At 69.6% G+C, this 26,435-nt stretch carries 28 protein-coding genes; 14 read left to right on the forward strand and 14 right to left on the reverse strand.

Annotation, left to right across the window (positions count from 1 at the left end):
• Positions 1 to 2: 2 nt before the first annotated feature.
• Positions 3 to 599, forward strand: a complete 597-nt coding sequence (locus ACTWLI_RS06670) for an HD domain-containing protein (RefSeq protein WP_445155864.1) — start codon at positions 3 to 5, stop codon at positions 597 to 599.
• On the opposite strand, the gene ACTWLI_RS06675 is transcribed toward ACTWLI_RS06670, so the two are convergent.
• The 3 genes from ACTWLI_RS06675 to ACTWLI_RS06685 form a co-directional block, all read right to left on the reverse strand.
• On the reverse strand, positions 596 to 1,921 hold the full coding sequence (locus tag ACTWLI_RS06675; protein ID WP_445155865.1) for an ATP-binding protein: 1,326 nt from the start codon (positions 1,919 to 1,921) through the stop codon (positions 596 to 598). The genes ACTWLI_RS06670 and ACTWLI_RS06675 overlap by 4 nt on opposite strands.
• Before the next feature lie 285 nt (positions 1,922 to 2,206).
• Positions 2,207 to 2,794, reverse strand: a complete 588-nt coding sequence (locus ACTWLI_RS06680; protein WP_445155866.1) for a DUF305 domain-containing protein — start codon at positions 2,792 to 2,794, stop codon at positions 2,207 to 2,209.
• Between the two features lie 106 nt (positions 2,795 to 2,900).
• Positions 2,901 to 3,311 carry a DUF6153 family protein gene (locus ACTWLI_RS06685; protein WP_445156136.1) on the reverse strand — a complete coding sequence of 137 codons (411 nt, stop codon included), beginning with the start codon at positions 3,309 to 3,311 and terminating at the stop codon, positions 2,901 to 2,903.
• A 146-nt stretch (positions 3,312 to 3,457) separates the two neighbouring features.
• Here ACTWLI_RS06685 and ACTWLI_RS06690 point away from each other — a divergent pair, with 146 nt between their 5' ends.
• Both ACTWLI_RS06690 and ACTWLI_RS06695 read left to right on the forward strand, forming a co-directional pair.
• Complete coding sequence (locus ACTWLI_RS06690) at positions 3,458 to 3,793, forward strand: ArsR/SmtB family transcription factor (RefSeq protein ID WP_445155867.1); 336 nt, start codon at positions 3,458 to 3,460, stop codon at positions 3,791 to 3,793.
• Positions 3,790 to 4,881, forward strand: coding sequence for a cation diffusion facilitator family transporter (locus tag ACTWLI_RS06695; RefSeq protein WP_445155868.1), 1,092 nt, complete (start codon positions 3,790 to 3,792; stop codon positions 4,879 to 4,881). Before ACTWLI_RS06690 ends, ACTWLI_RS06695 begins: the two co-directional genes overlap by 4 nt.
• A gap of 12 nt (positions 4,882 to 4,893) precedes the next feature.
• Here the strand turns inward: ACTWLI_RS06695 and ACTWLI_RS06700 are convergent, their stop codons facing one another.
• From ACTWLI_RS06700 to ACTWLI_RS06715, 4 genes are all read right to left on the reverse strand, one after another.
• A complete protein-coding gene (locus ACTWLI_RS06700; RefSeq protein ID WP_445155869.1) occupies positions 4,894 to 5,862 on the reverse strand; it encodes an L-lactate dehydrogenase in 969 nt (322 codons plus the stop codon).
• A gap of 9 nt (positions 5,863 to 5,871) precedes the next feature.
• Positions 5,872 to 6,615: an SDR family oxidoreductase gene (locus tag ACTWLI_RS06705; protein ID WP_445155870.1), complete on the reverse strand. Its 744-nt coding sequence runs from the start codon at positions 6,613 to 6,615 to the stop codon at positions 5,872 to 5,874.
• Between the two features lie 160 nt (positions 6,616 to 6,775).
• Positions 6,776 to 7,393, reverse strand: a complete 618-nt coding sequence (locus tag ACTWLI_RS06710) for a uracil-DNA glycosylase (RefSeq protein WP_056737057.1) — start codon at positions 7,391 to 7,393, stop codon at positions 6,776 to 6,778.
• A 390-nt stretch (positions 7,394 to 7,783) separates the two neighbouring features.
• Entirely contained in the window at positions 7,784 to 9,160 is a 1,377-nt protein-coding gene (locus ACTWLI_RS06715) for a DUF222 domain-containing protein (protein ID WP_445156137.1), read from the reverse strand.
• A 187-nt stretch (positions 9,161 to 9,347) separates the two neighbouring features.
• Between ACTWLI_RS06715 and ACTWLI_RS06720 the strand changes: the two genes are divergently transcribed.
• The gene (locus tag ACTWLI_RS06720; RefSeq protein WP_445155871.1) at positions 9,348 to 9,896 is read left to right on the forward strand and encodes a hypothetical protein; all 549 of its coding nucleotides are present in this window, start codon (positions 9,348 to 9,350) and stop codon (positions 9,894 to 9,896) included.
• A 13-nt stretch (positions 9,897 to 9,909) separates the two neighbouring features.
• On the opposite strand, the gene ACTWLI_RS06725 is transcribed toward ACTWLI_RS06720, so the two are convergent.
• Positions 9,910 to 11,430 (reverse strand): amidohydrolase, encoded by a 1,521-nt coding sequence (locus tag ACTWLI_RS06725; RefSeq protein ID WP_445155872.1) that lies wholly within the window; start codon positions 11,428 to 11,430, stop codon positions 9,910 to 9,912.
• Between the two features lie 354 nt (positions 11,431 to 11,784).
• Here ACTWLI_RS06725 and ACTWLI_RS06730 point away from each other — a divergent pair, with 354 nt between their 5' ends.
• The 9 genes from ACTWLI_RS06730 (at position 11,785) to ACTWLI_RS06770 (ending at position 19,478) form a co-directional block, all read left to right on the forward strand.
• Positions 11,785 to 12,165 carry a hypothetical protein gene (locus tag ACTWLI_RS06730; protein WP_056737063.1) on the forward strand — a complete coding sequence of 127 codons (381 nt, stop codon included), beginning with the start codon at positions 11,785 to 11,787 and terminating at the stop codon, positions 12,163 to 12,165.
• Complete coding sequence (locus ACTWLI_RS06735; protein ID WP_445155873.1) at positions 12,162 to 13,217, forward strand: zinc-dependent alcohol dehydrogenase family protein; 1,056 nt, start codon at positions 12,162 to 12,164, stop codon at positions 13,215 to 13,217. Before ACTWLI_RS06730 ends, ACTWLI_RS06735 begins: the two co-directional genes overlap by 4 nt.
• Positions 13,214 to 13,663: a flavodoxin family protein gene (locus ACTWLI_RS06740; protein ID WP_445155874.1), complete on the forward strand. Its 450-nt coding sequence runs from the start codon at positions 13,214 to 13,216 to the stop codon at positions 13,661 to 13,663. The genes ACTWLI_RS06735 and ACTWLI_RS06740 overlap by 4 nt, the downstream gene beginning before the upstream one ends.
• Positions 13,660 to 15,363, forward strand: a complete 1,704-nt coding sequence (locus tag ACTWLI_RS06745) for a DUF4389 domain-containing protein (protein ID WP_445155875.1) — start codon at positions 13,660 to 13,662, stop codon at positions 15,361 to 15,363. The genes ACTWLI_RS06740 and ACTWLI_RS06745 overlap by 4 nt, the downstream gene beginning before the upstream one ends.
• 121 nt (positions 15,364 to 15,484) lie before the next feature.
• Positions 15,485 to 16,318: a DUF4397 domain-containing protein gene (locus ACTWLI_RS06750; protein ID WP_445155876.1), complete on the forward strand. Its 834-nt coding sequence runs from the start codon at positions 15,485 to 15,487 to the stop codon at positions 16,316 to 16,318.
• A gap of 257 nt (positions 16,319 to 16,575) precedes the next feature.
• Complete coding sequence (locus ACTWLI_RS06755) at positions 16,576 to 17,184, forward strand: class F sortase (protein ID WP_445155877.1); 609 nt, start codon at positions 16,576 to 16,578, stop codon at positions 17,182 to 17,184.
• Between the two features lie 5 nt (positions 17,185 to 17,189).
• Positions 17,190 to 17,810, forward strand: a complete 621-nt coding sequence (locus tag ACTWLI_RS06760; RefSeq protein WP_445156138.1) for an RNA polymerase sigma factor — start codon at positions 17,190 to 17,192, stop codon at positions 17,808 to 17,810.
• Positions 17,797 to 18,603 (forward strand): anti-sigma factor, encoded by an 807-nt coding sequence (locus ACTWLI_RS06765; RefSeq protein ID WP_445155878.1) that lies wholly within the window; start codon positions 17,797 to 17,799, stop codon positions 18,601 to 18,603. Before ACTWLI_RS06760 ends, ACTWLI_RS06765 begins: the two co-directional genes overlap by 14 nt.
• Before the next feature lie 95 nt (positions 18,604 to 18,698).
• Complete coding sequence (locus ACTWLI_RS06770; protein WP_445155879.1) at positions 18,699 to 19,478, forward strand: SDR family NAD(P)-dependent oxidoreductase; 780 nt, start codon at positions 18,699 to 18,701, stop codon at positions 19,476 to 19,478.
• 6 nt (positions 19,479 to 19,484) lie between these two features.
• On the opposite strand, the gene ACTWLI_RS06775 is transcribed toward ACTWLI_RS06770, so the two are convergent.
• From ACTWLI_RS06775 to ACTWLI_RS06785, 3 genes are all read right to left on the reverse strand, one after another.
• A complete protein-coding gene (locus ACTWLI_RS06775) occupies positions 19,485 to 20,582 on the reverse strand; it encodes a sulfite oxidase (RefSeq protein ID WP_445156139.1) in 1,098 nt (365 codons plus the stop codon).
• 141 nt (positions 20,583 to 20,723) lie between these two features.
• Positions 20,724 to 21,728 carry an aldo/keto reductase family protein gene (locus tag ACTWLI_RS06780; RefSeq protein ID WP_445155880.1) on the reverse strand — a complete coding sequence of 335 codons (1,005 nt, stop codon included), beginning with the start codon at positions 21,726 to 21,728 and terminating at the stop codon, positions 20,724 to 20,726.
• A 40-nt stretch (positions 21,729 to 21,768) separates the two neighbouring features.
• Positions 21,769 to 22,194 carry a hypothetical protein gene (locus ACTWLI_RS06785; RefSeq protein ID WP_445155881.1) on the reverse strand — a complete coding sequence of 142 codons (426 nt, stop codon included), beginning with the start codon at positions 22,192 to 22,194 and terminating at the stop codon, positions 21,769 to 21,771.
• 250 nt (positions 22,195 to 22,444) lie between these two features.
• Here ACTWLI_RS06785 and ACTWLI_RS06790 point away from each other — a divergent pair, with 250 nt between their 5' ends.
• Positions 22,445 to 22,873, forward strand: coding sequence for a YchJ family protein (locus ACTWLI_RS06790; protein ID WP_445155882.1), 429 nt, complete (start codon positions 22,445 to 22,447; stop codon positions 22,871 to 22,873).
• Here ACTWLI_RS06790 and ACTWLI_RS06795 read toward each other — a convergent pair.
• From ACTWLI_RS06795 to ACTWLI_RS06805, 3 genes are all read right to left on the reverse strand, one after another.
• Positions 22,870 to 23,847: a hypothetical protein gene (locus tag ACTWLI_RS06795; protein ID WP_445155883.1), complete on the reverse strand. Its 978-nt coding sequence runs from the start codon at positions 23,845 to 23,847 to the stop codon at positions 22,870 to 22,872. The two genes, ACTWLI_RS06790 and ACTWLI_RS06795, sit on opposite strands and share 4 nt — an antisense overlap.
• A gap of 165 nt (positions 23,848 to 24,012) precedes the next feature.
• Positions 24,013 to 26,028 carry an acyl-CoA dehydrogenase family protein gene (locus tag ACTWLI_RS06800; protein WP_445155884.1) on the reverse strand — a complete coding sequence of 672 codons (2,016 nt, stop codon included), beginning with the start codon at positions 26,026 to 26,028 and terminating at the stop codon, positions 24,013 to 24,015.
• A 64-nt stretch (positions 26,029 to 26,092) separates the two neighbouring features.
• Positions 26,093 to 26,407 (reverse strand): hypothetical protein, encoded by a 315-nt coding sequence (locus ACTWLI_RS06805; RefSeq protein WP_445155885.1) that lies wholly within the window; start codon positions 26,405 to 26,407, stop codon positions 26,093 to 26,095.
• Between the last annotated feature and the right edge of the window lie 28 nt (positions 26,408 to 26,435).

Raw genomic sequence — 26,435 nt, forward strand, 5'->3', positions numbered from 1 at the left:
ACATGCCCGAACCAACGCCTGCCCAGCCCCGCTTCACGGTCGACACGGCTAAAGTCCTCGCCGAGGTGGCCCACGACCGGCAAAAGGACAAGCTCAAGCGGCCCTACCGCGACCACGTGCTCGCGGTCGGTGACGCGCTGGAAGAGTTCGACGACGACATCCGGATCGCCGGCTACCTGCACGACATCGCGGAGGACACCCCGATGACGCGCCAGGCGCTGCTGGACATGGGCGTTTCCGAACGGGCCGTCGGCATCATTGAGCGGCTCACGCGGCGCCTCCATGAGTACCCGGACGACTATCCGGCCGGCACCCGCATCATCGCGGAGGACCATGACGCCGCGCTGGTCGAGATCGCCCACAACGCGCACCTCTCCCTGCCCGAGCGGCTGCAGGCCCTGGCGGAAAAGTGGCCCGACAAGCCGCCGGTGACCCGCTACGCCGACGCCCGCCCGGTCCTCTACGCCGCGGTCCCGGTGGAGGAGACCCGCAAAATCCTCGCCCGGATCAACCCGTGGCTGCTGGAGGAACTGGACGCACAGCTCGACGAGGCCGACGACACCGACAACGAGACCCTGCGTTACGACGAGGCGGACTAAACCCGGCCCAGCAGGTCGATGTCCTCCAGGAACTCCTGCTGAACTTCGGCGCTGACCGTGGTCCGGGTGTCCGCGATCGCGTCGAGGTAGTCCTGCGTCCCCGGACCCTTCCGGGCCGCGTCCCGCACCGACGCGGAGCTCCCGGTTGCCGGCCCGCCGTCGCTGTCCATGCCGTACACGGCGTTTTCCAGCGCCCGCTGGGAGGCGCTGCGCGCGGCGTACTCGATGTCGGCGGGCGAGAACCCGTCGGTCCGGTCCACCAGCAGCTCGATGTCGACGTCGTCCACCACGGCGGCGGGGATGAAGCGCTGCCACATCGCCTCGCGGGCCAGCCGGTCCGGCAGGCCGATCGGGATGACATAGTCGAACCGGCCGTGGCGCAGGAAGGCCGAATCCAAGGCGCGGATGAAGTTGGTGGCGCAGACCAGCAGCCGGCCCGGCTGCTCCCGGAACGCCGGGATGATCTTCAGGAGCTCGTTCGTGACGCCCTGCAGCGGCGACGGCGGGTCACCGGCCCGCTGCGAGGCGATCTCCTCCACCTCGTCGATAAAGACGACGGCGTGTTCCAGCTCGGCGATCTCCAGGAACGTCTCGCGCAGGGCGCCGGCCAGGCCGAGCGGATCGGCGGCGAGCCTGGAGGGGAACACTTCGACGAACGGCCACTCGAGCCGGGAGGCGATCGCCTTGGCAAAGGTCGTCTTGCCGGTGCCGGGCGGGCCGAACAGCACGACGGCGCGCGGCGGCACCACGCCGTATTCGTCGGCGAGATCGGCTTCGGCCAGCGGCAGGACCAGGCGGCGTTCCAGGAGTTCCTTCTCGTGGCGCATGCCGGCGACATTTTCCCAGAGGTCGCGGGCCAGGATCCTGCCGCCGAGCTGGCTCAGGGGTTCGAGTTCCTGCCGCTGGACGGGGATCCTGCGTTCGAAGTAGCGGAGGTTCTTCTTCAACACGAAGCCCCGGCTTAGGAAGGCCTCGACCCGGGTCTCGGATTCCGGCATGAGCGCGGAAAGCTTGTTCAGCCCGTGCGGCGCCATCCGGTTCTCGACGGCGGCCAGCAGCGACGAGCCGATCCCCCGGCCGCGGAATTCCGGGAGCGTGGCCAGGAAGACGATCCAGCCCTGGTCGTGGGCGGCACGGCCGACCGCCGCCCCGACCACCTGCTCGCCCAGCACGGCAACCACGGCGTGGTCCTTTTCGCATGAGGCCAGGACCTCGGAGAGCGCGTAGACCGGCTCCACATTCGTGGCTTTGAGCGTCTCCCACAGGTGCAGGATCCCGTCCAGGTCAGCCGAATGGAAATCCCTGATCCGCCAGTTGGTCATGAGGTGTCTCCCGGGTGGTTCGTCGTTGAGCCAGGCGTTACTGCTATCTCCGAGCTTAGGCGAACCGGTCCGCGCCGCAGCCCCCGGCGGCTTGCGTTACGCGGCCCGGGAGCGGGCGCGAACGGACACTTCCGGCCCGGGAGCGGGCGCGAACGGACACTTCCGGCCCGGGAGCGGGCGCGAACGGACACTTCCGGCCCCGGAGCGGGCGCGAACGGACACTTGAGGCCCCGAGCTGTGGGCGGTTTAGGGCCTCAAGTGTACGTTCGGCCTCAGCGGAGGGGGTTAGAGCGCGGCGAGCAGCTCCTTCATTTCCTTGATCTCGTCCGTCTGCGAGGCCGCGACGTCCTTGGCCAGGCCGACCGCTTCCGGGTCCTTGCCACCGCGGACTTCCGCGTTGGCCATCTCGACGGCGCCCTCGTGGTGGGCGATCATCTGGGTCAGGAACAGTTTGCTTGCCTCGGTCCCCGTAGCTGCCTCAAGCTTCTTGAGGTCGTCCTCGCCCAGCATCCCGGACATGACGTGGCCGCCGGGCATCTCCACTTGTTCGCCCCAGCCCTTGAGCCAGCCGGTCATCCGGTCAATTTCCGGGCTCTGGGCGGCCTTGATCCGGCCGGCCAAGGCGGTCACCTTCGCGTCGATGCCCTGCTTCTTGAGCATCATGTCGCTCATCTCGATGGCCTGGGCGTGGTGGGGGATCATTCCCTGGGCGAACATCGTGTCCGTCCCGTTGTGATCGGCCGCTGCGGCGGAGGTGCTCGTGCCCATGGTGCTGTGGTCCATGGGGGACGTTTTGCCGGTTCCGGCCGAGCAGCCGGCCAGGGCGATCAATGCGGCAACGGCGGCCGCGGGAAGAGTCAGTGCCTTGTTCATGGTTGTCCTTTGCTTAGTCCGGCCACGGGCCGGCGTCGGGCGGTGTGCAGCCAGTGGCGGTGCAAACCGGGGGATGCGGGTGTCGGCGCAGGCCGGCCCGATCCCTTTACGTCCGACTGATGGACAGTTCCCCGGGCGTCGGCGTCGCGGGAAGGTACGAGTAGGCGATGTCCCGGGCCGTTCCGGAGGCGGACGACCGCGGGGCGGACAGCTGCGCCGATCCGGGAGGCGGCGCGCTCAGCGACGTGGCCGACGGGGCAGGGGTGCAGGCGGCGTGTGCGGAGTGCTGGTCGTCGCAACCTGCGCCGCAGGCGCACGACGACGGGTCCGGAGTTTCGGGGGCGGCTGCCGGCCCGTGCTGCGGGGAGTGGTGGGAGGCTGCCGCGTGCGCGTCGGTCCCGTGCCCCGCGGCGGCGCCGAGGGGCGCGGCGAGCACGTGCATGCCGAAGATCCCGGCGAGGACGGCCACGACGGCGGCGAGTACGGCCGCGCGGCGCAGGACCACGGCCCGGAACATAGCGTCCACGTGCGTCCCCTTTCCTTGGCTTCGGCATTTCAGGCTACCGGGTTCCAACGTCACGGAGGGGCGGTGTGTTCCCGCCGGCCCGGGTTCAGCTGTGCGTGCGAGTTTGACGTGGGACTCCCGTATGACACTATCTGCGTATGAATGCAGATACGCAGGTTGATATCGACAGTCCCCATGTAGAACTCGCCGTCGAAGTCTTTTCCATGCTGGCCGACGCCACCCGCGTCCGCCTGATCCTGGCTCTCGGGGAGGGCGAACTGCCGGTCAACGCCTTGGCCGAACAGGTCGGCAAGCCTGCGTCTGCCGTGTCCCAGCATTTGGCCAAAATGCGGCTCGGCGGCATGGTGGCCACCCGCCAGGAGGGCACCAAAGTCTTCTACCGGCTCCAGAACGACCACGCCCGCGAGCTCGTCATGGCCGCGGTCCATCAGGCCGAGCACGCGCTCGGCACCGCGCCGAGGCACAGCGCATGACCCGGCCCGACAACGCCCTCGGCCAGGCGCACGACCACGCCCATGAGGAGCATGACCACGGGCATGACCACCATGACCGTGACCATGCGGGTCCCCACACCCATGACCACGACCACGATCATGGCCACGACCACTCCCACGGCGGCGGTCTGAAGGGTTGGCTGCACGAGCTCTTCGTACCGCACTCCCACGACGCCACCGACTCGATCGACGAGGCGCTGGAATCCAGTGCGCAAGGCATCCGCGCGGTCAAGGTCTCGCTGCTGGGCCTGGGCGCCACCTCCGTTTTCCAGCTGACCATTGTCCTGGTCAGCGGGTCGGTGGCGCTGCTGGCCGACACCGTGCATAACTTCTCCGACGCCCTGACCGCGGTGCCGTTGTGGATCGCGTTCCTGCTCGGCCGGCGCAAGCCCACGCGCACCTACACCCACGGGTTCGGGCGGGCCGAGGACCTGGCCGGGCTCTTTATCGTGGCCATGATCGCCCTGTCCGCGGTCGTTGCGGCGGTGGAGTCGATCCGGCGTTTCTTCGAACCGCAGCCCGTGTACAACTTGGGCTGGGTGCTGGCCGCCGGCGTCGTCGGCTTCGCGGGCAATGAGCTGGTGGCGATTTACCGGATCCGGGTCGGCCGGCGCATCGGGTCGGCGGCGCTGATCGCCGACGGCGTGCACGCCCGGACGGACGGCTTCACCTCGCTCGCGGTGGTGGCCGGCGTCGTCGGCGTTTGGCTCGGCTTTCCGCTGGCTGACCCGATCGTCGGCCTGCTGATTTCCGTCGCGATCATGGTGCTGCTCTGGGGTACCGTACGCGACGTCGGCCGACGCCTCATGGACGGCGTCGATCCGCACCTGACGGACGCCCTGGCCGCCGTCGTCCGCGAGCACGCGCCGGCGGGCGGCACCTCGCGGCTGCGCTGGTCCGGCCACCGGCTGCAGGCGGAGATCACGGTCGCGGTCAACCCGGAGGAGCGGCAGGGCGAACTGGCGGCGCTCGCCGCGCGACTGGAAGCCGGCGCAAAGGCGGCCCTGCCGCACCTGGGTGCGGTGACGGTCGTGCCTTCCGTGGAGCCTCTCGCCCGGCCCGACTAGCTCGTCGCGGGGTCAGATCCCCAAGGAAGCAAGGCTTTGCCGGAGCGTCTCAGCGGAGTGATGCAGGGAGGCGTGCTCGCCCTCGTCCAGCGGCGTGTCCAGCACCGCGCGCACGCCGCCCCGCCCCACGACGCTGGGCAGCGACAGAGCGACCCCTTCGATACCGTACTGCCCGGCCAGCACCGTTGAGACGGGCAGGACGGCCTTCTCATCCCGTAGCAGCGCCTCCACAATCCGGGCGCCGGAGAGCCCGATGGCGTAGTTCGTCGCCCCCTTGCCCGCGATCACCTTGTAGGCCGCCTGGGTCACCTCCCGGGCGGTCTCGGCGAGGTACCCGGGGGTGAAGAGGCGCCCGCCGTCAACGGTCCAGTCCCGGATCGGCACCGGACCGATCCGGGCGCCCGACCAGACCGGAAACTCGGTGTCCCCGTGCTCGCCGACCATGCTGGCATGGACGCTGCTCACCGACACCCCGGCCCGGTGCGCCAGCAGCCAGCGCAGCCGCGACGTGTCGAGCACCGTCCCGGAGGAGAACACCCGGCCCGCGGGCAGCCCGGTGATTTTCTGCGCCGCGACGGTCAGCACATCGCAGGGATTCGTGACCAGCACGTAGACCGCATCCGGGGCCTGGGCCAGCAGTTGCGGCATGAGCTGCTCGAGAATCCGGACGTTGGTGCCAGCCAGGTCCAGCCGGGTCTGGCCGGGTGCCTGCTTGGCCCTCGCGGTGATGACGACGACGTCGGCGCCTTTCGTCACGCTGATGTCACCGCCGCCATCGACCGTCGCCGCGGCCGCGGTGAACTGGGTGCCGTGGGCCAGATCGAGGACTTCGGCTTCGGCCTTTGCGGCATTCACGTCGAAAAGTGCGACATGGCGGGCGGAGCCGCGGATCAGGGCGGCGTATGCCAGGGATGTCCCGACGCTGCCCGCCCCGACAATGGCGAGCCTGGAGCCTGAGGGGGCGGGCACGGGCTGTTCCATGGCGGGCCGTCAGCCGGCCGGCGTCTGGACGGTGCCGGCGGTTTCGCCGCCGTCGATGACGAATTCGGCACCCGTGACAAACGAGGACTCGTCTCCGGCCAGATAGACGGCAAGCTCGGCGATTTCCCGGGGCTGGCCGGTCCGGTGCAGCGCGACGTGGCCGGTATCGAAGGTCATGCCCTCCGTCATGGGCGTCTGGATGACGCCGGGGTGGACCGAGTTGACCCGGATGCCGTCCCGTCCGAGGTCGAGCGCTGCACTCTTGGTCAGGCCCCGCACGCCGAACTTGGAGGCGGTGTAGCCAGCGAGGTTCTCATAGCCGCGGAGCCCGGCGATGGAAGAAACGTTGATGATCGAGGCGGCGCCTGCCTGGGCCAGGGCCGGGGCCGCCGCCTTGATGCCGTTGAAAACCCCGTTGAGGTTCACATCGATAATCCGGGCCCACTGTTCGTGCGGGAACTCGTCGATGCGGCCGAAATTCACAATGCCCGCGTTGTTGACCAGGACGGACAGGCCGCCGAAAGCGGCCGCCGCTTCGCCGACCGCAGCCTCCCAGTCGTCCGGCCGGGTCACATCCAAATGGACGTAGCGGATACCGTCACCGAGCTGGGCCACCAACCGGGCGCCGTCGTCGTCCAGCACGTCCCCGGCGACGACCCGGGCGCCCTCCTCGAGGAAGCGCTCCGCCATCGCGGCGCCGATGCCGCGGGCAGCCCCGCTGATCAGGGCAACTTTGCCGTCCAGCCGTCCCATGCTGTCCCTCCCGAGGCGTGACCGTGGGCGCCGCTACCGGCGACGGCGGGCCAGCCGGTGCGGGCCAGCCATTCCAGCTTGGCCGCGGGCGGCGGCGCTGGGGAGGGCCGTAGGGCCCGGGAACGACGGCGGTCGGCCCCGGGGGCGGGCCGCACCCGGCCTAGAGGTGCTGGATGCCCGCCCGCTGCATGGCGTCCTTGTAGACGGCGATGTTCTTGGCCAGGAGCTCTTCCTGCTTGGCAGGTGAGACGGCGAAAGCGCGGCCGCCGAGCGCCGTGGCCTTGTAGATCTTCACGCCGCGGTTCTTCAGCGAGGAGTGGTAGGTCTTTTCGAAGAGCGTGAGGAACGCGTGGGCGTCCGCGCCGTGGGCGATGACCGCGGAGGTGCGCCGGTTGATGTTCATGAACTGGCGGAACGGGCGCAGCCCGTCGGTCTTTTCCTGGACATTCAACGCGGACGGGAGCTCAGGGTCGCGCACCCAGGGGTACGCGTTCCACGGCATCACGTAGCGGGGGTCCAGCTCGGCGGCCTCGTAGATGGAGGTGGCGCGCCGGGCAGCGTCGTCTTCATTGAAGTGCGACACGAAGCCGGATTCGCAGCCCTTCCCGGGCGCGATGTGAAGGCTGACAATCCGGCACTCATCCTCGTCATGGACGGGGTCGATGTAGGGGACGACGGACCCCGGCTTCTTCTCCATCAGTTCGTCGCACAGTTGCGTCACGGCCGCGATGTTCGGTTCCTGCAGCAGGGTCTTCTTTTCGTCCCAGTCAATCGTCACGATGTCTCCCTCAGCACTTGGCGTCCAGAATCAGGCGTCTTGTTCCACTCTACGCTTAGGTTCAGAGGACCCTCGGGGCCGGAAGGGGAAGAGTCGATGGACCCCTAGCCGACGGCGCCGCACCGGGCGTACGCTTAAAGCGCCTGCAGGTAACCACTTGATTAAGCCGGGCTGTTCAGGACATGAAAATGTCCGGGCCGTCTCATAGCGAGATCGCGAAGGTACCTGCAGGTCCTGTGTTTAAGGACCGCCCTACGCGCTTCCGGTTTCATATTGTTCGCGGCGCTCCAGCGATGGAGGCGCAGTATCACGCAGACTTCCGGGCCAGCACGGACGGCTTCCATTCGCGAACCCCGTCCAGGCGCGCACTCCGCAAACCTAGTTCCCGGTTTACGCAGCTGCTGCAGCACTGACCCTGCCGAATCTCTCCACCTTCGCGAGGTGCCGAAGTTCCCTGCGGCGGGGCTCGGGTGTCGCCGATAACGCCGTCCCCGGCAGCTGCGGGGCGGTGGAGGAGTAGGTGTGGCCGGTTGGTGTCATGAGTTGGAGGGTGTGGCGGGGTCCTGGCCGTGGTTGAGCGCTCCAGCCGGGGGCTTCCTTGGTGTGGTTGCAGGCTTCGCAGAGCCCTGCGCCGTTGCCGGCGGTGGTGGTGCCGCCGGTGTGCCAGGGGATGATGTGGTCCAGATGGCGGATCGGGGCGTCGCAGTACGGGGTGCGGCAGGTGTCGTCGCGGGACTGGATGAAGCGGCGGAGTCCGGAGGGGAAGAGCCGGGCGCGGGAGTCCATGGCGGTAAGTTCTCCGGTGGCCGGGGCGGTGTAAAGCCGCCGGATCCAGACCGGGAAGGACGGGTGCTCGCCGGCCACGCCTCCGGGACCGCCTGTGCCGGGGCTGTTGGTGGCGTTGTCGGGCCCGGTGGTGAGGAGTTGCCGCGCCCAGCCGGCGGGGACAACACCGTAGCCCGGCAGCCGGGCCGCTTCGCTGTCGCCCTGGAACAGGGTGCGGTCGGTCATGACGAGCTGGATGCTGATGCCGCTGATTCCGCCGGGGGTGCCGGTGGTGCGTTCGACGAGAGTGTCGGCCATCAGTTGGCCGCGGGTGCGGGGGTCCCCGTCGTTGCGGGCGGTGTCGGCGTGCCTGCTTAGTGCGGCGTACACCGCAACGGCTTGGGCTGCCGGGAGCAGGGCGGTGAGGTAGCACATGGTGTCCGGTGCGGGGCGGACGCTGACGTACCGTTCGGTCGCGGCGTGGGCTGCCCGCTCGGTAACCGTGCGCGGGTCGCGCCGGTAGGCGGCCGCCCTCGCCGCGGCGGTGATGGTCCGGTCGCCGGCGCCGTCAAAGGTCCCGGCGTCCGCGGCGAGTTCTTCGTCCACGGCGGTCCGGTCCGCGGCGGTGAGGCAGGCCGTCTCCCGGACCAGCAGGGTGGCGCGCCACTCGTTCAGCTGCCCGGCTTCCAAGGCAGCGAGGGTGCGAGGCATCTCGGTCACCAACGCTTTAGCCAGACCCAGGAGGCGGGAGCCTTTGGCGGGGGATTCCCGCCGCGCCACGGCGATCTCGGCACCAACCCCGGCACCCAGTTTGTCCGCGGGCATCCCGGCGGCAGCCTGCTCCGCGCGCCGGACTAGGTCGACCGCGACCGCGTCACGGGCTTGGCGGGCGGCCAGGACGGACTTCAGGTCCTCGAGTTCGCGGATTTCGTCGATGGTTGCCGCGGCGCTGGCCGGGGCCGGGATCCCGGCCAGGATCCGGGCGAGGTCAGCGACCGTCATGCCTGCCGTCGGAACCACTTCGGGCCCTTGCTTGCCGTCCATGAACCAAGTCAACCAGGCACCTGTGACAATTAAGGCGGCCGCGAAAGCCGGCCTCCGGAACATGGCCGCGGAAGCGGGCCGCCGGAACGTGTCCACGGAAGCCGCCTTCCGGAAGCCTATGAACCGCCCCGAAACCAAGGAACCCATGCCGATCAACAAACAATCGCTGAAGCAGGACGGCTTCACCGGGTTCCGGCCGATCGCGGAGCTGGAGATCAACCGCATCCCGCAAAAGCCCGGCATCTTCGCGGTGTTGCGCCCGGAGGGCGGCGGTCAGGGCAACAGACTCGGCGCCGCACCCGGCAGCGCGAAGCCGCAGTTCCTCGCCAAAAACACGGCAGGCATCTTCAAAAAGAAGGATCCCACCCTAAAACCGGATGCACTCGGAACCGAATGGGTCGACGGGGCCGACGTCCTCTACGTGGGCAAGGCCGGTCCGGGCAGCAAGGGAAACCGCGGGCTGCGGCGGCAGATCCAGGAGTTTGTCGACTTTGGCCGGGGCAAGCCGCCGGGCCACTGGGACGGCCGGCTGATCTGGCAGCTCGCCGACGCCAAAACGCTGATCATCGCGTGGAAGGAACTGCCAGTGGAGCAACTGGCCGCCGCCGAAGCCGGCTACCACGCCGCGTTCGCCGAGGAATACGGCAGGCTGCCGTTCGCCAACCTGGTTCAGGCCCGGGTAAGGGGCTCCTAGCCGGCGCGGCCGCTCAGAAAGCCCGGTGCGTAAACCGACCTGCCAGCAGCGTCGCCGCCACCGGCATGGCCGCAAACTTGGCGTCCGACACGGTCAGAGGGTGGGCGTCGAGCACGGCGACGTCGGCCGGATCGCCGACGCGGATCCGGCCCCGTCCGCGCGTGGACGCCGCGAGCGCCTCCCGACGGGTCAGGGCCTGCTCAGGATGCCACGGTTCCCGGCCGTCCCCGCGCGCCCGGGTGGTGGCCGCTGACATCGCCGTCCAGGGCTCCAGCGGCGCCACCGGAGCATCCGAGCCGAGCGCCAGCGTCGCCCCGGCGTCGAGCAGCGACCGCAGCGGGAACGCCCGCTCCGTCCGGCCGGCCCAGTTGGCATCGGCGGCGTCGCGGTCATCCAGTGCGTGGGCCGGCTGCACACTGGCGGTCAGGCCGAGTTCACCGAAACGCGCGAAGTCCTGCTCGCGGACAAACTGGGCATGCTCGATCCGCCCTCGGACCCCGGCGGACGCGAAGGCATTCAGCGCCACCTCGTTCGCGCCGTCGCCGATCGCGTGCACCGCCGGCACGAACCCCGCGTCCCGGGCCTTAGTGAGCAACTCCAGCAATTCGTCCTCGCTGACCGTCAGCAGTCCCCGGCCGCCATGGGGATAGGGATCGACGCAGTACGCCGTGCGGGTGTTCAACGACCCGTCGATGAGGACCTTCAAAGGACCCACCCGCAGGAGGCCGCCGGTTCCGGCAACCGGCTGCCCGGTCCGCATCCCTTCGCCGACGGCGCGGTCAAGATCCTGAGGGTAGACGCCGGCGTCCACCCGGAAGGAGTCGAAGCCGGCCGCGGTCCGCCGTTGCCAGGTGTCCCGGTTCCAGACCATCTCGAAATCGACTATGCCCACCACCCCGCGGGCGGCCGCGGCCCTGCCGGCGTCGTGGACCATCCGGTCGACGGCGTCATCAGGCAGGCGCCCCAGTTCCCGGGTCAGTTCGAAGGCCGGGTCCTCGCGGAGCAGGCCGTCCGCGCCGACTGCCACCCCGTGGCGCGCTGCCGCGGCGCTGTTGAGCCAGACGCAGTGCAGGTCGTGGCTGATCAGGGCGGCCGGGACCCCGGCGGTGGCGCTGTCGAGCAGGTCGAGGCTTGGCGTGTCCTTCCAGACCGCATCGCGGAAGCCAACGCCGACCACCGTGTGCCCGCCAGGCTCCACCGGGCGGCCGCGCTCAAGGTGGGACCGTACGACGGCGGCAGCCTCCCTGGCGGACGCGGCCCCGGACAGATCGATCCGGCCGGCGGTAAGCGCCCATTGGGTCATGTGCACGTGCTCGTCCCACAGCCCGGGAATGGCAAAGCGCCCGTCGAGGTCAATCACCTCGGGCGCCGGCCCGCCGGACTCCGCCCGCAGCCGGGAGGACGAACCGGAAGGCGCGATACCCGTGATGACCCCGTCCGCGATCGATACGTCGCAGGTGGCCGCTTCGCCGGGCAGCCGGGCGGCGGCGAGGACAAGGCGGGTACTGCCCGCGGGAGTGTCGGTCTTTGGCATAGGAACAGGCTAGGGCCGCGCCGCGGGGGCAGCAATTTGGGTCCCTCCAGTCACGCCCGGCCCTCCTGTCACCTCCCCGAGGGGCCCCGCCGGGCACAAGGGACTTTCGTCCCTTTGCCGGCGCCCGGAGGCGGGTCATTCTGGATGTGGGGTAATTCCGGCATGGGTATTTGGGGGAGGAATCGCCTCGCAGGCAGTATCGGTCTCGCTAGGACCCTGGGGTGAGGAAATGGCAGTTGCACTTTCCAGCTTGGGTAGGAAAGGCAGGAGACCAGCCATCATGTTTTTGACCACCCGGGCGCCGTTGTCGCCCGCAGCACCAGCCCTGTCGGTGCGCCGGAGCTGGGAGGCAATATGAGCCCTCTGCGCCACCTGAACCACGCCAGCCGCGCCAGGGCATACCAGGCACACCCCTCCCACGGCGATCCGCGGATCAAGGTTGTCATCCGGATCGACGAAGCCGAGGAATCCGCGCGGGTGGAGGTTCGGGGCGTCGTCACTACCGCCAACATCCGGGCCCTCTACGTCGTCTGCCGCCGGGTCACGGCCAAACTCGCGGGCTACGAAATCGTCGTGGACCTCGCGCACGCCAGGGTGACCGCCGCCGCGTTCGAGGAACTGCGCGAGCATGCCCGGCAGGCGATTGTGTCCTCCGGGATCGACTCCTCGGTGACCCCGTGCCGCCTGCGGATCGTTGATCCGCCGGTCATCCTCCGAAACAAGGAACCCGCATGAAAGCGCTCGTGTACGGCGGCCCGGGGCAAAAGTCCTGGACGGACGTCCCTGACCCCGAAATCCAGAACCCCTCCGACGTGCTCGTCAAAGTCGACACCACCACCATCTGCGGGACGGACCTGCATATCCTCAAGGGCGACGTTCCCGCCGTCGCCAAGGGACGGATCCTGGGGCACGAGGGGGTCGGAACCATTACCGACGTCGGATCCTCCGTCACCGCCCTCAAGGCGGGCGACCGGGTCATCATTTCCTGCATCAAGTCCTGCGGACACTGTGCCAACTGCAGGACCGGCCTCTATTCGCACTGCATGGGCAGCGAGGGCAAAGCGGGGGTCGGCTGGGTGTTCGGCCACCTGATTGACGGCACGCAGGCGGAGTACGTGCGGGTCCCGTATGCCGAGAATTCCCTGCACCTGCTGCCGGAAGGGGTCAGCGACGAACAAGCGGTGATGCTGTCGGACATCCTGCCCACGGGCTTCGAAATCGGTGTGCAGTACGGACGGGTCAAACCGGGGGACACCGTGGCCGTCATCGGCGCCGGCCCGGTCGGGCTGGCCGCCATGGCGACCGCCGGCCTCTACGGGGCCGCCACCATCATTGCCGTGGACCTCGACGCGAACCGGCTTGAACAGTCCCGCGCGTTCGGCGCCACGGACGTCGTACTCTCCAGCGACGCCGACTGGAGGGACCAGGTCCTTGCCCTCACCGACGGTCAAGGCGTCGATGTCGCGATCGAGGCCGTCGGCGTGCCGGCAACCTTGGAGATGTGCCTGGCCGTTGTGCGGCCGGGCGGCAACGTGGCCAATGTGGGTGTCCACGGCAAGCCGGTGGAACTGCACGTGGAGGACCTTTGGATCCAGAACATCAACCTGAGCATGGGGCTGGTGAACACCAACACGACTCCCATGCTGCTCAAGCTGGTGGCGCAGAACAAGGTGCCGGCCGGGAAGTTCGCCACCCACCACTTCAGCTTCGACCAGTTCATGGACGCCTATGACACCTTTGCCCGCGCCGCGGAAACGAAGGCCCTGAAAGTGGTGATCACTGCATGAAAGCCCATGTCGTCTACGATTCGGCGTTCGGGAACACACGATCCGTGGCCGAGGCCGTCGCTGGCTCCCTCGGCGAGGTGCACGCCACCCCGGTGCCGGTCAGCGAGTTCGATCCCGCAGACCTGGCGGCCGGGGACCTGCTCGTCGTCGGCAGCCCGATCAACGGGTGGCGCCCGACGCCGAAGATCACCGAGCTGCTCTCGACGCTCGGGGGCGGACAGCTCGAGGGCGTCAAGGCAGCGGCGTTCGACACCCGTGTCCGGATGTTCGTCCACGGTGACGCGGCCAAGAAGATGGCGCATGCGTTGCGCGACAGCGGGGCGGACCTCATTTCCGAGCCCATGCCGTTCTACGTCAAGGGCAGCGAAGGGCCGCTGCGGCCCGGCGAAATCGACAAGGCAGCCCGGTGGGGCAAGTCCCTGCTGGAGGCACTGGAACGGCCATGAAACCGGGCCGGATTGTCATGCTGGTGCTGGGCACCTTGGCCTCGCTGCTGGGCCTGGCGCTCCTCACCGGAGCCGGTTTCACCGGCTGGGCCAATTACCAGCAGCGCGACGGGCGCTTTTTCACCACGCCCTCGGAGCGCTACACGGTGGACTCCTACGCCATCACCTCGCCCCGGCTGGATTTCATGGGCGACGCCGGACCGGCCGGTTTCGACCCGGCAGCAGCGGCGGGCAGCGTGATGCTCCGCGGTTCCACCGCCGATCCCGCGCAGCGCATCTTCATCGGGATCGCTCCGGAGGCTGACGTCTCCGCCTACCTCAGCGGCGTCAAGTACTCCGAAGTGGGCGAAGTCCGGTTTTCGCCGTTCCGGGCCCAGTACCGGGAGGTTCCCGGCACCAGGCAGCCGACCCGGCCAGCGGAGCAGAAGTTCTGGACCGCCTCCGCCACCGGTGCCGGAGCCCAGGAAATCACGTGGGACCTGCGCTCCGGGAACTGGGTGGTCGTGGTCATGAACGCCGACGCGAGCAGTCCGGTCTCGGTGGACCTTCGCGGCGGCGCCCGCTCCGACCTGCTGTGGCCGGTGTTCCTGGGACTCCTGGCCGGCGGGATTGTGCTGCTTGCCGTCGGCGTCCCCCTGATCGTGGCCGGGGCGGCAGGGTTGGGCCGCGCGAACCCGCCGCAACGGCCGGGCCAGCCGCCTTATCCAGGACCGTCCCCGGCCAGCGCTTCCTACCCTCCGGCCGGAGCACCCCTGCCCGCCGGTTCCTACCCGCCGGACGTGCCGCCGGGGGGATACGTTTATCCGGCCAGGCTCAGCGGTTACCTCGATCCGCAACTGTCCCGCTGGCTGTGGCTGGTCAAGTGGTTCCTCGCGATCCCGCACTTCATCGTGCTGTTCTTCCTGTGGTTCGGGCTGGTCGTGACCACGATCGTTGCCGGGTTCGCGATTCTCTTCACCGGCCGCTATCCGCGCTCACTGTTCAACTTCAACGTGGGCGTCATCCGCTGGAACTGGCGGGTGGCCTTCTACTGCTACGCCGCGATCGGCACTGACCAGTACCCGCCGTTCAGTCTGGCCCGCACCGGCTACCCGGCGGATTTTGACGTTGATTACCCTGAGAAGCTCTCCCGCGGGCTGGTGCTCGTGAAGTCCTGGCTGCTGGCCATCCCACACCTGCTCATCGTCGGCATCCTGACCGGGACGACGGGGGCCTGGGGAGCCCGCGAGGGCTACTGGGCCGACGGAAGGTGGGTCCAGCAGAATGCAGGCATTTCGCTGGTCGGGCTGCTCGTACTCATCGCCGGCGTGATCTTGCTTTTTACGGGCCAGTATTGGCGCGGACTGTTCGACCTTCTGATGGGCCTGAACCGCTGGATCTACCGGGTCACCACTTACGTGGCCCTGATGCGCGATGAGTACCCGCCGTTCCATCTGGACATGGGACCGACCGACCCGGGTGACCAGTTGCCGGTCTACAGCGCCGGAGTCCCGCCCTATCCCGGCCCGTCCGCCCAGCCGCAGCCCGGCCAGCCCGGTGCGCCTGGCCAGCCGCAGCCCGGCCAGCCCGGTGCGCCTGGCCAGCAACCGCCGACCGCGGGTTATTACGGGATCGGCGGTCCACCGGCGTCGGTACCTCCGTCGCCATTGCCTCCCGAGGTCCGGGAGGGACGAGGCGGACCCGAACTTCCGCCCCGCTAAAGCCCCCGGTTACTGTCCGCAAAATCTTCTTCATGCGTTTGCATCCAAACTGCCGTGTGCGCCGGTAGTAGGGGTGTAAGCAAAAAATCGCCCGCCCGGCGGGCCGTTGAAGGAGATGTAAATGCGTACCAGCCTTTTCACTGCAGGCGCCGTGGCCATCGCCGCAGCTCTCACCCTTGCCGGCCCCGCCCAGGCGGCCGAACCTAACGCCCAGCTGTCGGTCCTCCACGGCGTGCCGGAGCTGACCGTGGACGTCTGGGTCAACGGCGAACGGACCCTCGACGACTTTGCCCCCGGCACGCTGGCCGGTCCGCTGGCCCTGCCCGCCGGGGATTACGAGCTCGCCATCACCGCCGCGGACGCCGCCGACGCGTCGGCTCCGGTGATCGGGCCGGTCAAGGTCACCCTTGCTGCCAGCGGCAACTACACCGCCGTCGCCAACCTCGACGCGGCAGGCAAGCCCACCGCCAACTTCTTTACCAACGACGTCGCCCAAATCGGACCCGGCAAGGGCAAGCTCACGGTCCGGCACACGGCAGCAGCCCCCGCCGTTGACGTCCTGGCGGGCGGCTCGCCCGTCATCTCCGGCCTGGCCAACGCCAAGGAAAAGACACTGACCCTGGATCCGGCTACGTTGTCGGCCGCGGTAGCCGCCGCGGGCACCACAGCGCCGGTGATCGGCCCTGCGGACGTCGCGGTCGCGGAGGGCACCCACACCATCGTCTACGCGTGGGGAAGCCTTGCGGATAAGAACCTGCAGCTCGCCGTACAGAACATCGAGGGGCTGCACTCCGCCCCCGCCGGAGTGCCCGGCGGACGCTCCGGAGCCGCAGCAGGGTCTGAAACGGCCAGCGATCCTGCCGCCATGGTCGGCCTCGGCGCAGCCGCGCTCCTGCTGCTGGCCGGCGGCATCGTCCTGACCCGCAGGCAGCTGGCACCCCGCCGCATCCGCTAGCCCGCCTCCCACTCCGGCCGCCCGGGTCCCCGCCGGGCGGCCGGCCCGTGGGCCCCACTAGGAGGACGAACATGCCGACCCCACCGCACGGCTCCCGCCCTGGCCGCCGGCCCGGCACCAGGGCGCCTTACCCCCGGCGGGCTGCGGTCCGCCTGGCCGCCGCTTTAGCCGCTGCCGCGCTGCTGGCCTCCTCCTGCGCGGTGCTTCCGGATCCGTCCCCGCCGGCACAGGCGGCTGCCCGGGGAAACGACTCCGGCTTGAACCGACCCGCCGGCGCTGCCCCGGGAGGCGGCGCCACCCTGCCCGCCGCGGCGGCGACGCCGCCTTCCCGGAGCGCCCCGCCGGTGCGGCCCGCGGCGCCCGCGCCCTCCCGGAGCACCCCGCCGGTGCGGCCCGCGGCGCCGCCGGCCGCCGCTCCCCGGGACCCCGCCCCGCGCTTGCTCACGGTGGCGGGCACCACCATCAGGATGCGGATCGTCGAGGTCGGCGTCAGCCCGGATGGCGCCATGCAGATCCCGGACCCCTTCGAGGAGGCCGGCTGGTACCGGTTTGGCCCGGCTCCCGGCGCCGCGGCCGGCGCCGCGGTGCTGGCCGCCCACGTCGACACCACTTCTGAGGCTGCCCCGTTCTCCCAGCTGAAGACGCTTCCTCCCGGCACCCTCGTGACAGTGGACCGGCAAGGCGCCCCGCCCGTACGGTTCCGGGTCGTGCGGGTGGAACTCATGGCCAAGGATGCCTTCGACGGCGCGGCCGTGTTCCGGCGCGGCGGACCGCACGAGTTGAAGCTGGTGACCTGCGGCGGCCGATGGCTGGACGAGCAGCAGAACTACGGTGACAATGTGATTGTCACGGCGCTGCCGGCGTGACCCAGATGCCGGCCTCCAGCGTCCCCACCAGGAGCGGGAAGGAGCCTGGTTTGGCACCTTTCGAGGCTTCGCCGGCCTGGGACGCGGCCCTGAATGAGTCCTTCGCCGCCGGGGACGAAGCCGCCCTGGCGGAGGCGTACCGGCAGTTCTCGCCGCTGGTGCACACGCTGGCGCGGCGCTCGCTGCGCGACCCGGCCGCGGCCGACGACGTCACCCAGGAAGTGTTCATCCGCGTCTGGCGCTCCCGCTCCGCGTTCGACCCGGCGCGGGCACGGCTGCCCGCCTGGATCGTGGGTATCACCCGCAACGCCATCGCGGACGCCCACGCGGCCTCGGCGCGCGAAACCCGGCGCGTGCTGGCCGCCGTCGAACGTGCTCCGGACCCGGAACCGGCCACCGGGCAAACCGCCGCCGAAGCCCTGGCCGACCGCATCCTGCTGGACGGGGAATTGGAGAAGCTCGGGGAGCCGCAAGGATCCATCCTGAAGCTTGCCTTCTACGACGACCTGACCCATTCGCAAATCTCCCAGAAGCTCAACTTGCCGCTTGGTACGGTCAAGAGCCACATCCGCCGCAGCTTGTCCCAACTCAAAAGCCGATTGGAGGTAGACCGTGCAACATCTTGATCCTGAATCACTGAGCCTGCTGGCCCTCGGCGAGGATCTCGGAGACGATGCCGCGGCCCACCTCCGTTCCTGCCCCGACTGCGCGGAGGACTATGCGGGGCTTCGCCGCGCCGTCGTCGCGGCCAAGCCGGGGCTGGACACCGGGCTCGGAGCCGGCGCCCTCGAACCCCCGGGTCCGCGGGTATGGGCCGGAATCCACAGCGCACTCGGTCTCTCCGACGCCGTCGCCGACGATCCGCTGGGACCGTCGCGGACCCAAGCGCCGCCAGCCGCCGGCCCGACGACGGCGGCACCCCCGCCGCCGGTGCCGCTACCGGCCCCGAAGGAACGCGACGGCAGGAAACGGCCGCGCGGCGGCGCCGGCTGGATGCGCCGTCCGGGCGTGTGGCTGGCTGCCGCGGCGGCCGCCGCACTGCTCACCGCCGGCATCGTCTGGTCCGCGCAGCAAAGCCGGCCCGCGGTGACTCCGCTGGCCCAGGCCGAACTTGCCCCCGTGGACCGGCATTCCGCCAGCGGGGTGGCCCGCGTCGTCGAGACCGGGGACGGGCAGCGGACGCTGGAGGTCCGGGTCGACAAGAACGAGGCCCGCGGTTACCAGGAGGTGTGGCTGATCGCGCCGGACCTCTCGCGGCTGGTGAGCCTGGGCGTCATGACCTCCGATGCCGGATCCTTTGCGGTGCCTGCGGGCCTGGACCTCGCCAAGTACCCGATCGTTGACGTGTCGGACGAGCCGATGGACGGCAATCCGGCGCACTCCAGCGTGAGTATTGTCCGTGGGACCCTCTCGTCCTGAGCCGTCCGGTCCTCAGCTGTCCGCAGGCTTGCCACCTGCGCCCGGCGGGAACATAGTGGAGGCATTCACCACTCCGCGGCGGGAGGCAGGAACACATGCTGATAAACGAGACGCCGGGCGGCGGCCTGCTGCAGGGCAAGACGGCGCTGGTCTACGGTGCCGGCGGTGCGATCGGGGGAGCGGTGTCGCGGGCATTCGCGGCCGAGGGCGCCACCGTCTACCTTGCCGGCCGCACCGAGGCCCGGCTCGAAAAAGTCGCCCGCGACATCCGCGAGGACGGCGGCGCGGCGGAGACCGCCGTCGTCGATGCGCTGGACGAGAAACAGGTGGACGCCTTCGTGGCGGCTGCCGCGAAAAAGGCCAAACGCATCGACATCTCGTTCAACGTCATCTCCTTCGGCGACATCCAGCAGCCCCTGATGGAGATCGACGTCGACGACTTCACCCAGCCGATCACCCTGGCCGCCCGGACCCACTTCCTGACCACCCGCGCCGCCGCAGGCTACATGGTGAAGCAGAAATCCGGCGTGGTGCTGATGTTCGGCGGCTCCGGCCCGCAGACCATGACCGGCCTCGGCGGCTTCAAGGTGGCCCTGGACGCCATGGACGGGCAGCGCCGGCAGTGGGCGATGGAGCTGGGGAAGCACGGCGTCCGCGTGGTGACGATGGTGACCGGCGGGATCATCGAAACCATTCCGTGGCAGGTGGAGGGCCGCGAGGAGATCGTGGTGGGCATTGCCAACGCGGCGCACCTGAACCGGACTGCCACCCTGGCGGACGTCGGCAATGTGGCCAGCTTCATCGCCTCGGACAGGGCCGGCGCCATCACCGATGCCACTATCAACATCTCCAGCGGCGCGATCGTCGACTACTGAGCGGCGCTACTGCACGGTGACCTTGATCCGCTGCACCACGTTGTTGCCCATGCCCTGGTAATTCCACACGGGCTCCAACGGCTGCGTGGCGCCGCTCGCGTCCGTGGCGCGGCAGGACAGTTCGTGCTGCCCTGTGTCCGCGACCCACGGCAGGGACCAGGCGCACCAGGCGAACGGTGCCGCCGGGCGGTCCAGCTGTGCGGGCAGCCAGGTGCCGTCGATCCCTACCTCAACCCGCTGGACCGGGCCGTTTCCGGACCAGGCCCGGCCGGTCAGCATCACCGGCCCCGGGGCCAGGACGCGCTCGCGGGTGAAGAAGTCCGGGATGCCCGGCGGAACCATCAGCGACCGGACCTTGATCCACGTCACCGGCGTCCCGGCGTCGTCCGCGTCCTGCTGGTAGCGGTAGGCAACGGACTGCTGGAAGCCGTCGAAGGGCGTCGCCTGGACCCTGATCGAGGACAGCCACTTCACGCTGGCCATGCCGTACCAGCCCGGGACCACGAGCCGCAGCGGGTAGCCGTGCTGCGGTGGCAGCTCCGCCCCGTTCATTCGGTAGGCCAGCACGACGTCGGGCCGCAGCGCCTCGCTGACCGGCAGGCTCCGGGCGTACTGCTGGCGGACGCCGCCCTGGATGCCGGCGTCCGCGCCGGTGAACACCACCTCCGCGGCGTCCTCGTCGACGCCGGCCTGGGACAGCAGGTAGGCCAGCGGCACCCCGGTCCAGACGGCCGTGCCCACGGCCTCCAGCCGCCAGGGCTGGCTCAGCGGCCGCGGCTTGAGCAGGGACCGGCCGTTGCCGGCGCATTCCAGCGTGACCGGGACGCTGATGCTCGGCGCGCCGCGCAATGCCCGGAGGTTGAGCTCCAGCGAGCGTTGCACCGTACCCCCAATCCGCAGGTGCCAGTTGTCGGCGTCGATGGCCGGGATGTCGAAGTGGTCCAGCAGGTAGTGCAGCCCGGGCGGTGTGACGTCGTTCCGGAGGGCCTCCAGCGGCATTGAATGGTTCCGCACCGCGAGCTGCAGCTCCTCGGCCGTCAGCGGCCCGTGGCTGGGTTCGCCGGGATGGGCCGCGAGCCGCTGCGCCTGCCGGCGCCGCGCCATGACGGGGGAGGTGTGTTTGGAGAGTTGTTTCGGCATGGCACTGCGATTCTGTCGACGGTCCGCCTGGTCTCAGGTTTACGCCGCCGCCCGGAAGCCGTCAATACCGGCCCGGGCGGCTCGCGGGGCGCCCCCGGCGGGTGCCTAGGCCTCGCGCGAGGCCGGGGATTTCGTCTGCGCAGGGTCGCGCTCGGCGAGGGAACCGATCGCGGCGTCGATCTTGTCCATGACGGCCGGCTCGAGTTTCACCCCGGCCGCCGCCGCGTTCTTTTCGACCTGCTCGGGACGGGACGCGCCCATGATGGCGGAGGCCACGTTCTTGTTCTGCAGCACCCAGGCGATGCTCAGCTGGGCCATGGTCAGGCCCGCCTCGTCAGCGATCGGCTTGAGCTGCTGGACGCCGGTGAGGACTTCGTCGGACATCCACCGTTCGATCATCCGGGCTCCGCCCTTGGCGTCCGTGGCACGGCTGCCCTCCGGTGCAGGCTTGCCGGGGTGGTACTTGCCGCTCAGCACGCCCTGGGCCATCGGTGACCACACGATCTGTGACAGGCCCAGCTCCTCCGAAGTCGGGACGACCTCGGCCTCGATGACCCGCCAGAGCATGGAGTACTGGGGCTGGTTGGAGATCAGCTGGAAGCCGAGTTGCTTGGCCAGGGCGTGCCCGTCGCGGATCTGGCTGGCGGTCCATTCGCTGACGCCGATGTAGAGGGCCTTACCCTGCCGGACGATGTCCGCGAAGGCCTGCATGGTCTCTTCCAGCGGCGTCTCGTAGTCGTAGCGGTGCGCCTGGTAGAGGTCGACGTAGTCGGTCTGCAGCCGCGTGAGGGACCCGTTGATGGATTCCATGATGTGCTTGCGGGACAGTCCCAGGTCGTTGTGCCCCTTGGGGCCGGTGGGGCCGAAGACCTTGGTGAAGATCTCCAGCGATTCGCGCCGCTCGTCCTTGAGTGCCTCACCGAGGACGGTCTCCGCGGCAGTGTTGGCGTAGACGTCGGCGGTGTCGAAGCTGCTGATGCCGGCGTCGAGGGCGGCCCGCACGCACTGGGTGGCGACGTCGTTCTCCACCTGCGATCCGTGGGTGAGCCAGTTGCCGAACGTGATTTCCGAGATCTTGAAGCCGCTGTGACCGAGGTATCTGAATTCCATGGCTTCCAACGTAGCCCAGATGCCGCGCAGCGGTAAGGCCTCAGCTGGCCTTGCGCTCCGTTTCCTGGTCGGGCCGCTGGGCGCGGGCCGTGCGGGCGGCTTCGGCCTTGGCGCGGTCCCGGGCGCGGGCATCTGCGCGTTCGACGGCGGCGGCCCAGTCCGCGGACAGCTGCGGTTCCCGGCGGGCAGGCCGTCCGGTCCTCAGCGGCCGGCCGGGCTTGGCATCGGCGGCAGCCTCGGAAATCGTGCCGGCGGCCGGGGCGCTCTCCGGAGTCCGCCGAAGGCCCTTAGAGGCCCCGGCAGCGCCGCGGAACAGCGCGGTGAAAACCACGGCGAGCAGCCGTCCTGCGCCCGCGATCAGCAGGGTGATGACAAAGGCCAGGAACACGCCGAGGAACATGAGGAGGCCGATGCCCAGGGTGCCGAAGAAGGTCAGGTTTATCCCGAGCGTCGTCGGATCTTCCACTTCGCCTCTCCAATCCAGCCTGCATTGAGGTCTGCGCGGCAGTCCGCCCACCGGGCTTCAGCCCTCTTAACCATACGGACAAATCTTGCCGGACACGCGGGGAAACCGCCCGCCGCGGCAGGATGTGTCCAAGCTGATACCGGCGCCTTCCCGGGCCCGGCGTTTTCCCCGTCAGCCGGGGCTGCCGGCTGGCCGTCTATAGTCGGAGGCAGCCCACGCCGGACCGCCCGGCCCTGCCGGAAGGACTCCCGTGACCGACGCCCAGACCAGTAATACCCCGTCTCCCGGCGTCGCACCTGATGCGCGGTGCCCCTGCCTTTCCGGAGAGCAGTACGGGCAGTGCTGCGCCCGGTTCCACCGGGGGGACGCGGAGGCCCCCACCGCCGAACAGCTGATGCGGTCGCGCTACAGTGCGTTCGTGGTACGGGGCGCCGGGTACCTGCTGAAGACGTGGCATCCGAGCACCCGTCCGGCGGCGCTGGACCTTGACCCGGCGATGCAGTGGCGGCGGCTGGATATTGTCTCCACCCGCCGCGGCGGACCGCTGGACACCGAAGGGACCGTCGAGTTCAAGGCCTGGTTCCGGCACGGGGGCGAGGCCGGCGTGCACCACGAAACCAGCCGCTTCGTCCGTCAGGACCGGCGCTGGTACTACGTGGACGAGCTAAGCCTGGCCTAGCGCTCCTCGACGGTGTCTACCGGGGTGAAACCGGCCCGGTCCACCCGCCGGTGGAAGCGCATGCCGGCCAGGCCGCCGAGCATGGCGCCGATCAGGGCGACAACCGCCACCACGACGGCGGCGATGATGCTCGTGGCCGTGAGGTCGCCCTCGTTGACCGGGATACGGGGGAAGCTGTTCAGGTTGGCCAGTACGTTGTACTGGCTGCCCGCGGTGAGGGCCAGGATCGCGACGACGATCGAGGCGATCAGCGCCCAGATCCACACCATCAGGCCCTGGCGGGCACCGTTAAAGCGGGCCATCCGCCCTGCCACGTAGCCGCCGCAGTAGTAGGAGACGAAGAGGATGACGAGCAGTGCGATGATGCCTGCGATGCCCACGCTCTGGTTCTGCGAGGCCTGGTTGACTGCCTCGTTGACGTTGACGTTGGTGTTGGTGGCCAGGCCGACGGCGGTGCCCGCGGCGGCGACCAGGGCCGTGAGCAGGACGGCCATGCCGGTGGCGGCCAGCCAGCCAAAGAACGCCGAACCGATCTTGATGCCGCCGAACTGTTCCTTCTCCCGGGCCACGACCGTCTCGCGGGTCGGGACCTCGTCCACGACCGTGTCATTGACATAGGCCTCGTCGCGGGTGGCGTGGATCGGCCGGTGGTCGCGGCCGGCTGTGCCCGCGGCGCCGGCCGCCGCCGCGGCGGGGAAGGCCCGGGTGTCGTCGGCGCGTTCGGCCCGGCGTTCCGCGCGGTCTTCGGCGTGTGCCTCGGCGCGGCGGTCTGCCCGGTCCTCGGTGCGCATCGCGGCGCGGTCCTCTGCGCGTGCCTCGGGGCGGCGGCCGGCCGCTTCGTCGGCCGGAATGGGCCGCTCCGCGCTTGCGCCCTCCAGACGGGCGTCGTGGATCCGGCCGTCGCGGCCGGGATCTCCGTCCACGGCGTCGGGGCGGCGGGGAGTCCTGTCTTCGGGGCCTGCTGTGCTGCTCATGATGGCTGCTCGCTTTCATTGATCCACCCGGGTCCGTCGTTTGGGCCGGGCACTGCAATGCTTCGACCGTCATCAGGTCTTGCCTCCACCTAAGCACGCCGAACACCCAATAGCAAGGGTGCTTACTATTGGCGCGTCCGTCAGGGCGCCGGGTAAAGCCGCAGGTCAGCGGTAGTTGCGGTGCAAATTCTCCTTCGTCGAGGCCCGCGGGCTGGCGTCTGCAATCCATGGTCCGGTCCCCTCCGACTGGTCCAGCACTCCCGCCTCCAGCCATTCGAAACCGCCGGCGAGCACCCTGCGCGCCAGGGCGCGGTCGCCGTCGTCGGTGTTTCGCCACAGTTGGTCGAAATACTCCTCGACGCGGACCCGGGCCTGTTCGCAGTACGCATCGGCGAGCTCGTAGGCCGAGGCGCCGCGGTCCGGCGCGGTCCGCAGCAGCATCTCTGCCCGCGAACAGGTCGCGGCCATCGCGAACAGCTCGGCCCCGATGTCCACGATCCGGCCCAGGAAGGCCTGCTTGTGTTCCAGACCTGCCTGCCAGCGCCCCATCCCGTAAAAGGTCTGGCGCGCCAGCCGACGCGAGGCCCGCTCCACAGAGCGCAAATGCCTGGCGAGCCGGCCGAAGTCGCTGTAGGAGCGCGGATCCATCCCGGTGCCGGCCACAAGTTTCGGCAGCCACCGGGCATAGAAGCCGGACGCACCGACAGCCGCCCTCGCCTTTTCGGACAGGCTGGCGTCCGCGGACGCGAGCGCCCCCGCAGCGGACAAGTGCGCGTCCACCGCTTCCCGCGCGATCAGCAACCGCATGATCTCCGAGGACCCCTCGAAAATCCGGTTGATCCGCAGGTCCCGCAGCTGTTGTTCGGCCGGAACGGCGCGTTCGCCGCGGGCCGCCAGGGACTCGGCCGTTTCGAAGCCCCGGCCGCCGCGGATCTGCACCAGTTCGTCGGCGATCCGGCAGCTGATTTCGGTGGACCAGAGCTTGGCCAGTGCGGCCTCGATCCGGACATCCTTCTGTCCGGCGTCGGCGAGCTCGGCGGAGAGCTCGAACACGGCGTCCAGCGCGAAGGCGCTCGCGGCGATGAAGGCGATCTTCTTGGCCACCGCTTCGTGCTCGCCCACCGGGCGGCCCCACTGGGTGCGGGCGGTGGACCATTCCCTGGCGATCTTCAGACTCCACCGCCCCGACGCCACGCACAGCGCAGGAATGGAGAGCCGGCCGGTGTTGAGCGTGGTGAGCGCGATTTTCAGCCCCTGGCCCTCGCGGCCCAGCCGGTTGGCGGCGGGCACCCGGACCTGGTGGAAGCGGGTAACGCCGTTCTCAATGCCGCGCAGGCCCATGAATGAGTTGCGGTTTTCCACCGTGATGCCGGGGGAATCCATCTCCACGACGAACGCGCTGATCCCGCCCTTGTGCGCCGTGCCGTCCGCGTCGGTGTGCGCCGGCACGAGCGCCATCACCACGACAAGCTCAGCGATGACACCGTTGGTGGTCCACAGCTTCACGCCGTCGAGTACGTAGGAGCTGCCGTCTTCGGAAGGTACCGCCGTGCTGCCCATCCGTGCCGGGTCGCTGCCGACGTCGGGCTCGGTGAGCAGGAAGGCAGTGATGGCGCCGGCGGCACAGCGCGGCAGGTACTCGCGCTTCTGTTCCTGCGTGCCGAACACCTTGACGGGCTCCGGCACCCCGATGGATTGATGCGCCGAGAGCAGCGCGCCGAGACTGGGGTGGACGGACCCGAGCAGGGCCAGTGCCCGGCCGTAGTACACCAGTGAGAGGCCCAGACCGCCGTACTCGCGGGGAATCTTCATGCCGAAGGCGCCCAGGGCCGCCAGGCCGGAGAGGTATTCGTCGGGGATCCGGGCCTCGCGTTCGATGGTGCGGCCGGACATGGTGCGGCAGTACGCGGTCAGCCGTTCCATGAACGCCTCGCCGCGTTCCACGTCGTCCGCCGGCGCCTGCGGCCAGGGGTGCACCAGGCTGAGGTCGAAACTGCCCAGGTACAGGCCTTTCGCGAAGCTGGGCCGGTCCCAGGAAGTTTCCCGGGCGGCCTCGGCGACGGCGCGGGCATCCGCCGCGCTCGCCTCGGGGCCGATGTTTTCCGGGGCCACCGGGACCTCGGCGGCGGGGCTGTCGGTGGATGGATCGTCGGTGGCCGGGTTGTCGACGGCGGAACTCACGGGGCATCTCCTGTCACCGGGTTCTCCGGCTAGAGCCCTGGATCCGCCGCGGGTGGAGGACCCTTCAGCTGTCCCGCAACGCTACCCGCGGGTAGGTCCCGGTACTAGGGGAGGATTGCCCTATTAGCTCCCCGGGGAAGTCGCCCGGCAGTTCCACGGCGGCGGCGTGGTGCAGCAGCAGGTCCCAGCCGGTGTTGATGCAGCGGACCAGCCCGAGCAGCACGCCGGCGGTGACGAGCCACGACAGCCGGCCGAGGCCCACCAGGACCAGCGCGGCAAAGGCTGCCACCGCAATGAAGAGGGCTATCAGGAAAGCGAACAGCAGTGTCCCGAAGAACACCAGGGTTCCGGTTTCCACTGTGCTGAGATCGAGCTGCATTCTTCCTCCTGCACCGTCGCTTCGGCTA

This window comes from Arthrobacter sp. Hor0625 (assembly GCF_052567525.1).

Excerpts from the sequence above, each read along its gene's own strand:
- ACTWLI_RS06670 (WP_445155864.1), top strand. The coding sequence starts at position 3 with ATGCCCGAACCAACGCCTGCCCAGCCCCGCTTCACGGTCGACACGGCT.
- ACTWLI_RS06675 (WP_445155865.1), bottom strand. The coding sequence starts at position 1,921 with ATGACCAACTGGCGGATCAGGGATTTCCATTCGGCTGACCTGGACGGG.
- ACTWLI_RS06680 (WP_445155866.1), bottom strand. The coding sequence starts at position 2,794 with ATGAACAAGGCACTGACTCTTCCCGCGGCCGCCGTTGCCGCATTGATC.
- ACTWLI_RS06685 (WP_445156136.1), bottom strand. The coding sequence starts at position 3,311 with ATGTTCCGGGCCGTGGTCCTGCGCCGCGCGGCCGTACTCGCCGCCGTC.
- ACTWLI_RS06690 (WP_445155867.1), top strand. The coding sequence starts at position 3,458 with ATGAATGCAGATACGCAGGTTGATATCGACAGTCCCCATGTAGAACTC.
- ACTWLI_RS06695 (WP_445155868.1), top strand. The coding sequence starts at position 3,790 with ATGACCCGGCCCGACAACGCCCTCGGCCAGGCGCACGACCACGCCCAT.
- ACTWLI_RS06700 (WP_445155869.1), bottom strand. The coding sequence starts at position 5,862 with ATGGAACAGCCCGTGCCCGCCCCCTCAGGCTCCAGGCTCGCCATTGTC.
- ACTWLI_RS06705 (WP_445155870.1), bottom strand. The coding sequence starts at position 6,615 with ATGGGACGGCTGGACGGCAAAGTTGCCCTGATCAGCGGGGCTGCCCGC.
- ACTWLI_RS06715 (WP_445156137.1), bottom strand. The coding sequence starts at position 9,160 with ATGACGGTCGCTGACCTCGCCCGGATCCTGGCCGGGATCCCGGCCCCG.
- ACTWLI_RS06720 (WP_445155871.1), top strand. The coding sequence starts at position 9,348 with ATGCCGATCAACAAACAATCGCTGAAGCAGGACGGCTTCACCGGGTTC.
- ACTWLI_RS06725 (WP_445155872.1), bottom strand. The coding sequence starts at position 11,430 with ATGCCAAAGACCGACACTCCCGCGGGCAGTACCCGCCTTGTCCTCGCC.
- ACTWLI_RS06730 (WP_056737063.1), top strand. The coding sequence starts at position 11,785 with ATGAGCCCTCTGCGCCACCTGAACCACGCCAGCCGCGCCAGGGCATAC.
- ACTWLI_RS06735 (WP_445155873.1), top strand. The coding sequence starts at position 12,162 with ATGAAAGCGCTCGTGTACGGCGGCCCGGGGCAAAAGTCCTGGACGGAC.
- ACTWLI_RS06740 (WP_445155874.1), top strand. The coding sequence starts at position 13,214 with ATGAAAGCCCATGTCGTCTACGATTCGGCGTTCGGGAACACACGATCC.
- ACTWLI_RS06745 (WP_445155875.1), top strand. The coding sequence starts at position 13,660 with ATGAAACCGGGCCGGATTGTCATGCTGGTGCTGGGCACCTTGGCCTCG.
- ACTWLI_RS06750 (WP_445155876.1), top strand. The coding sequence starts at position 15,485 with ATGCGTACCAGCCTTTTCACTGCAGGCGCCGTGGCCATCGCCGCAGCT.
- ACTWLI_RS06760 (WP_445156138.1), top strand. The coding sequence starts at position 17,190 with ATGCCGGCCTCCAGCGTCCCCACCAGGAGCGGGAAGGAGCCTGGTTTG.
- ACTWLI_RS06770 (WP_445155879.1), top strand. The coding sequence starts at position 18,699 with ATGCTGATAAACGAGACGCCGGGCGGCGGCCTGCTGCAGGGCAAGACG.
- ACTWLI_RS06775 (WP_445156139.1), bottom strand. The coding sequence starts at position 20,582 with ATGGCGCGGCGCCGGCAGGCGCAGCGGCTCGCGGCCCATCCCGGCGAA.
- ACTWLI_RS06780 (WP_445155880.1), bottom strand. The coding sequence starts at position 21,728 with ATGGAATTCAGATACCTCGGTCACAGCGGCTTCAAGATCTCGGAAATC.
- ACTWLI_RS06795 (WP_445155883.1), bottom strand. The coding sequence starts at position 23,847 with ATGAGCAGCACAGCAGGCCCCGAAGACAGGACTCCCCGCCGCCCCGAC.
- ACTWLI_RS06805 (WP_445155885.1), bottom strand. The coding sequence starts at position 26,407 with ATGCAGCTCGATCTCAGCACAGTGGAAACCGGAACCCTGGTGTTCTTC.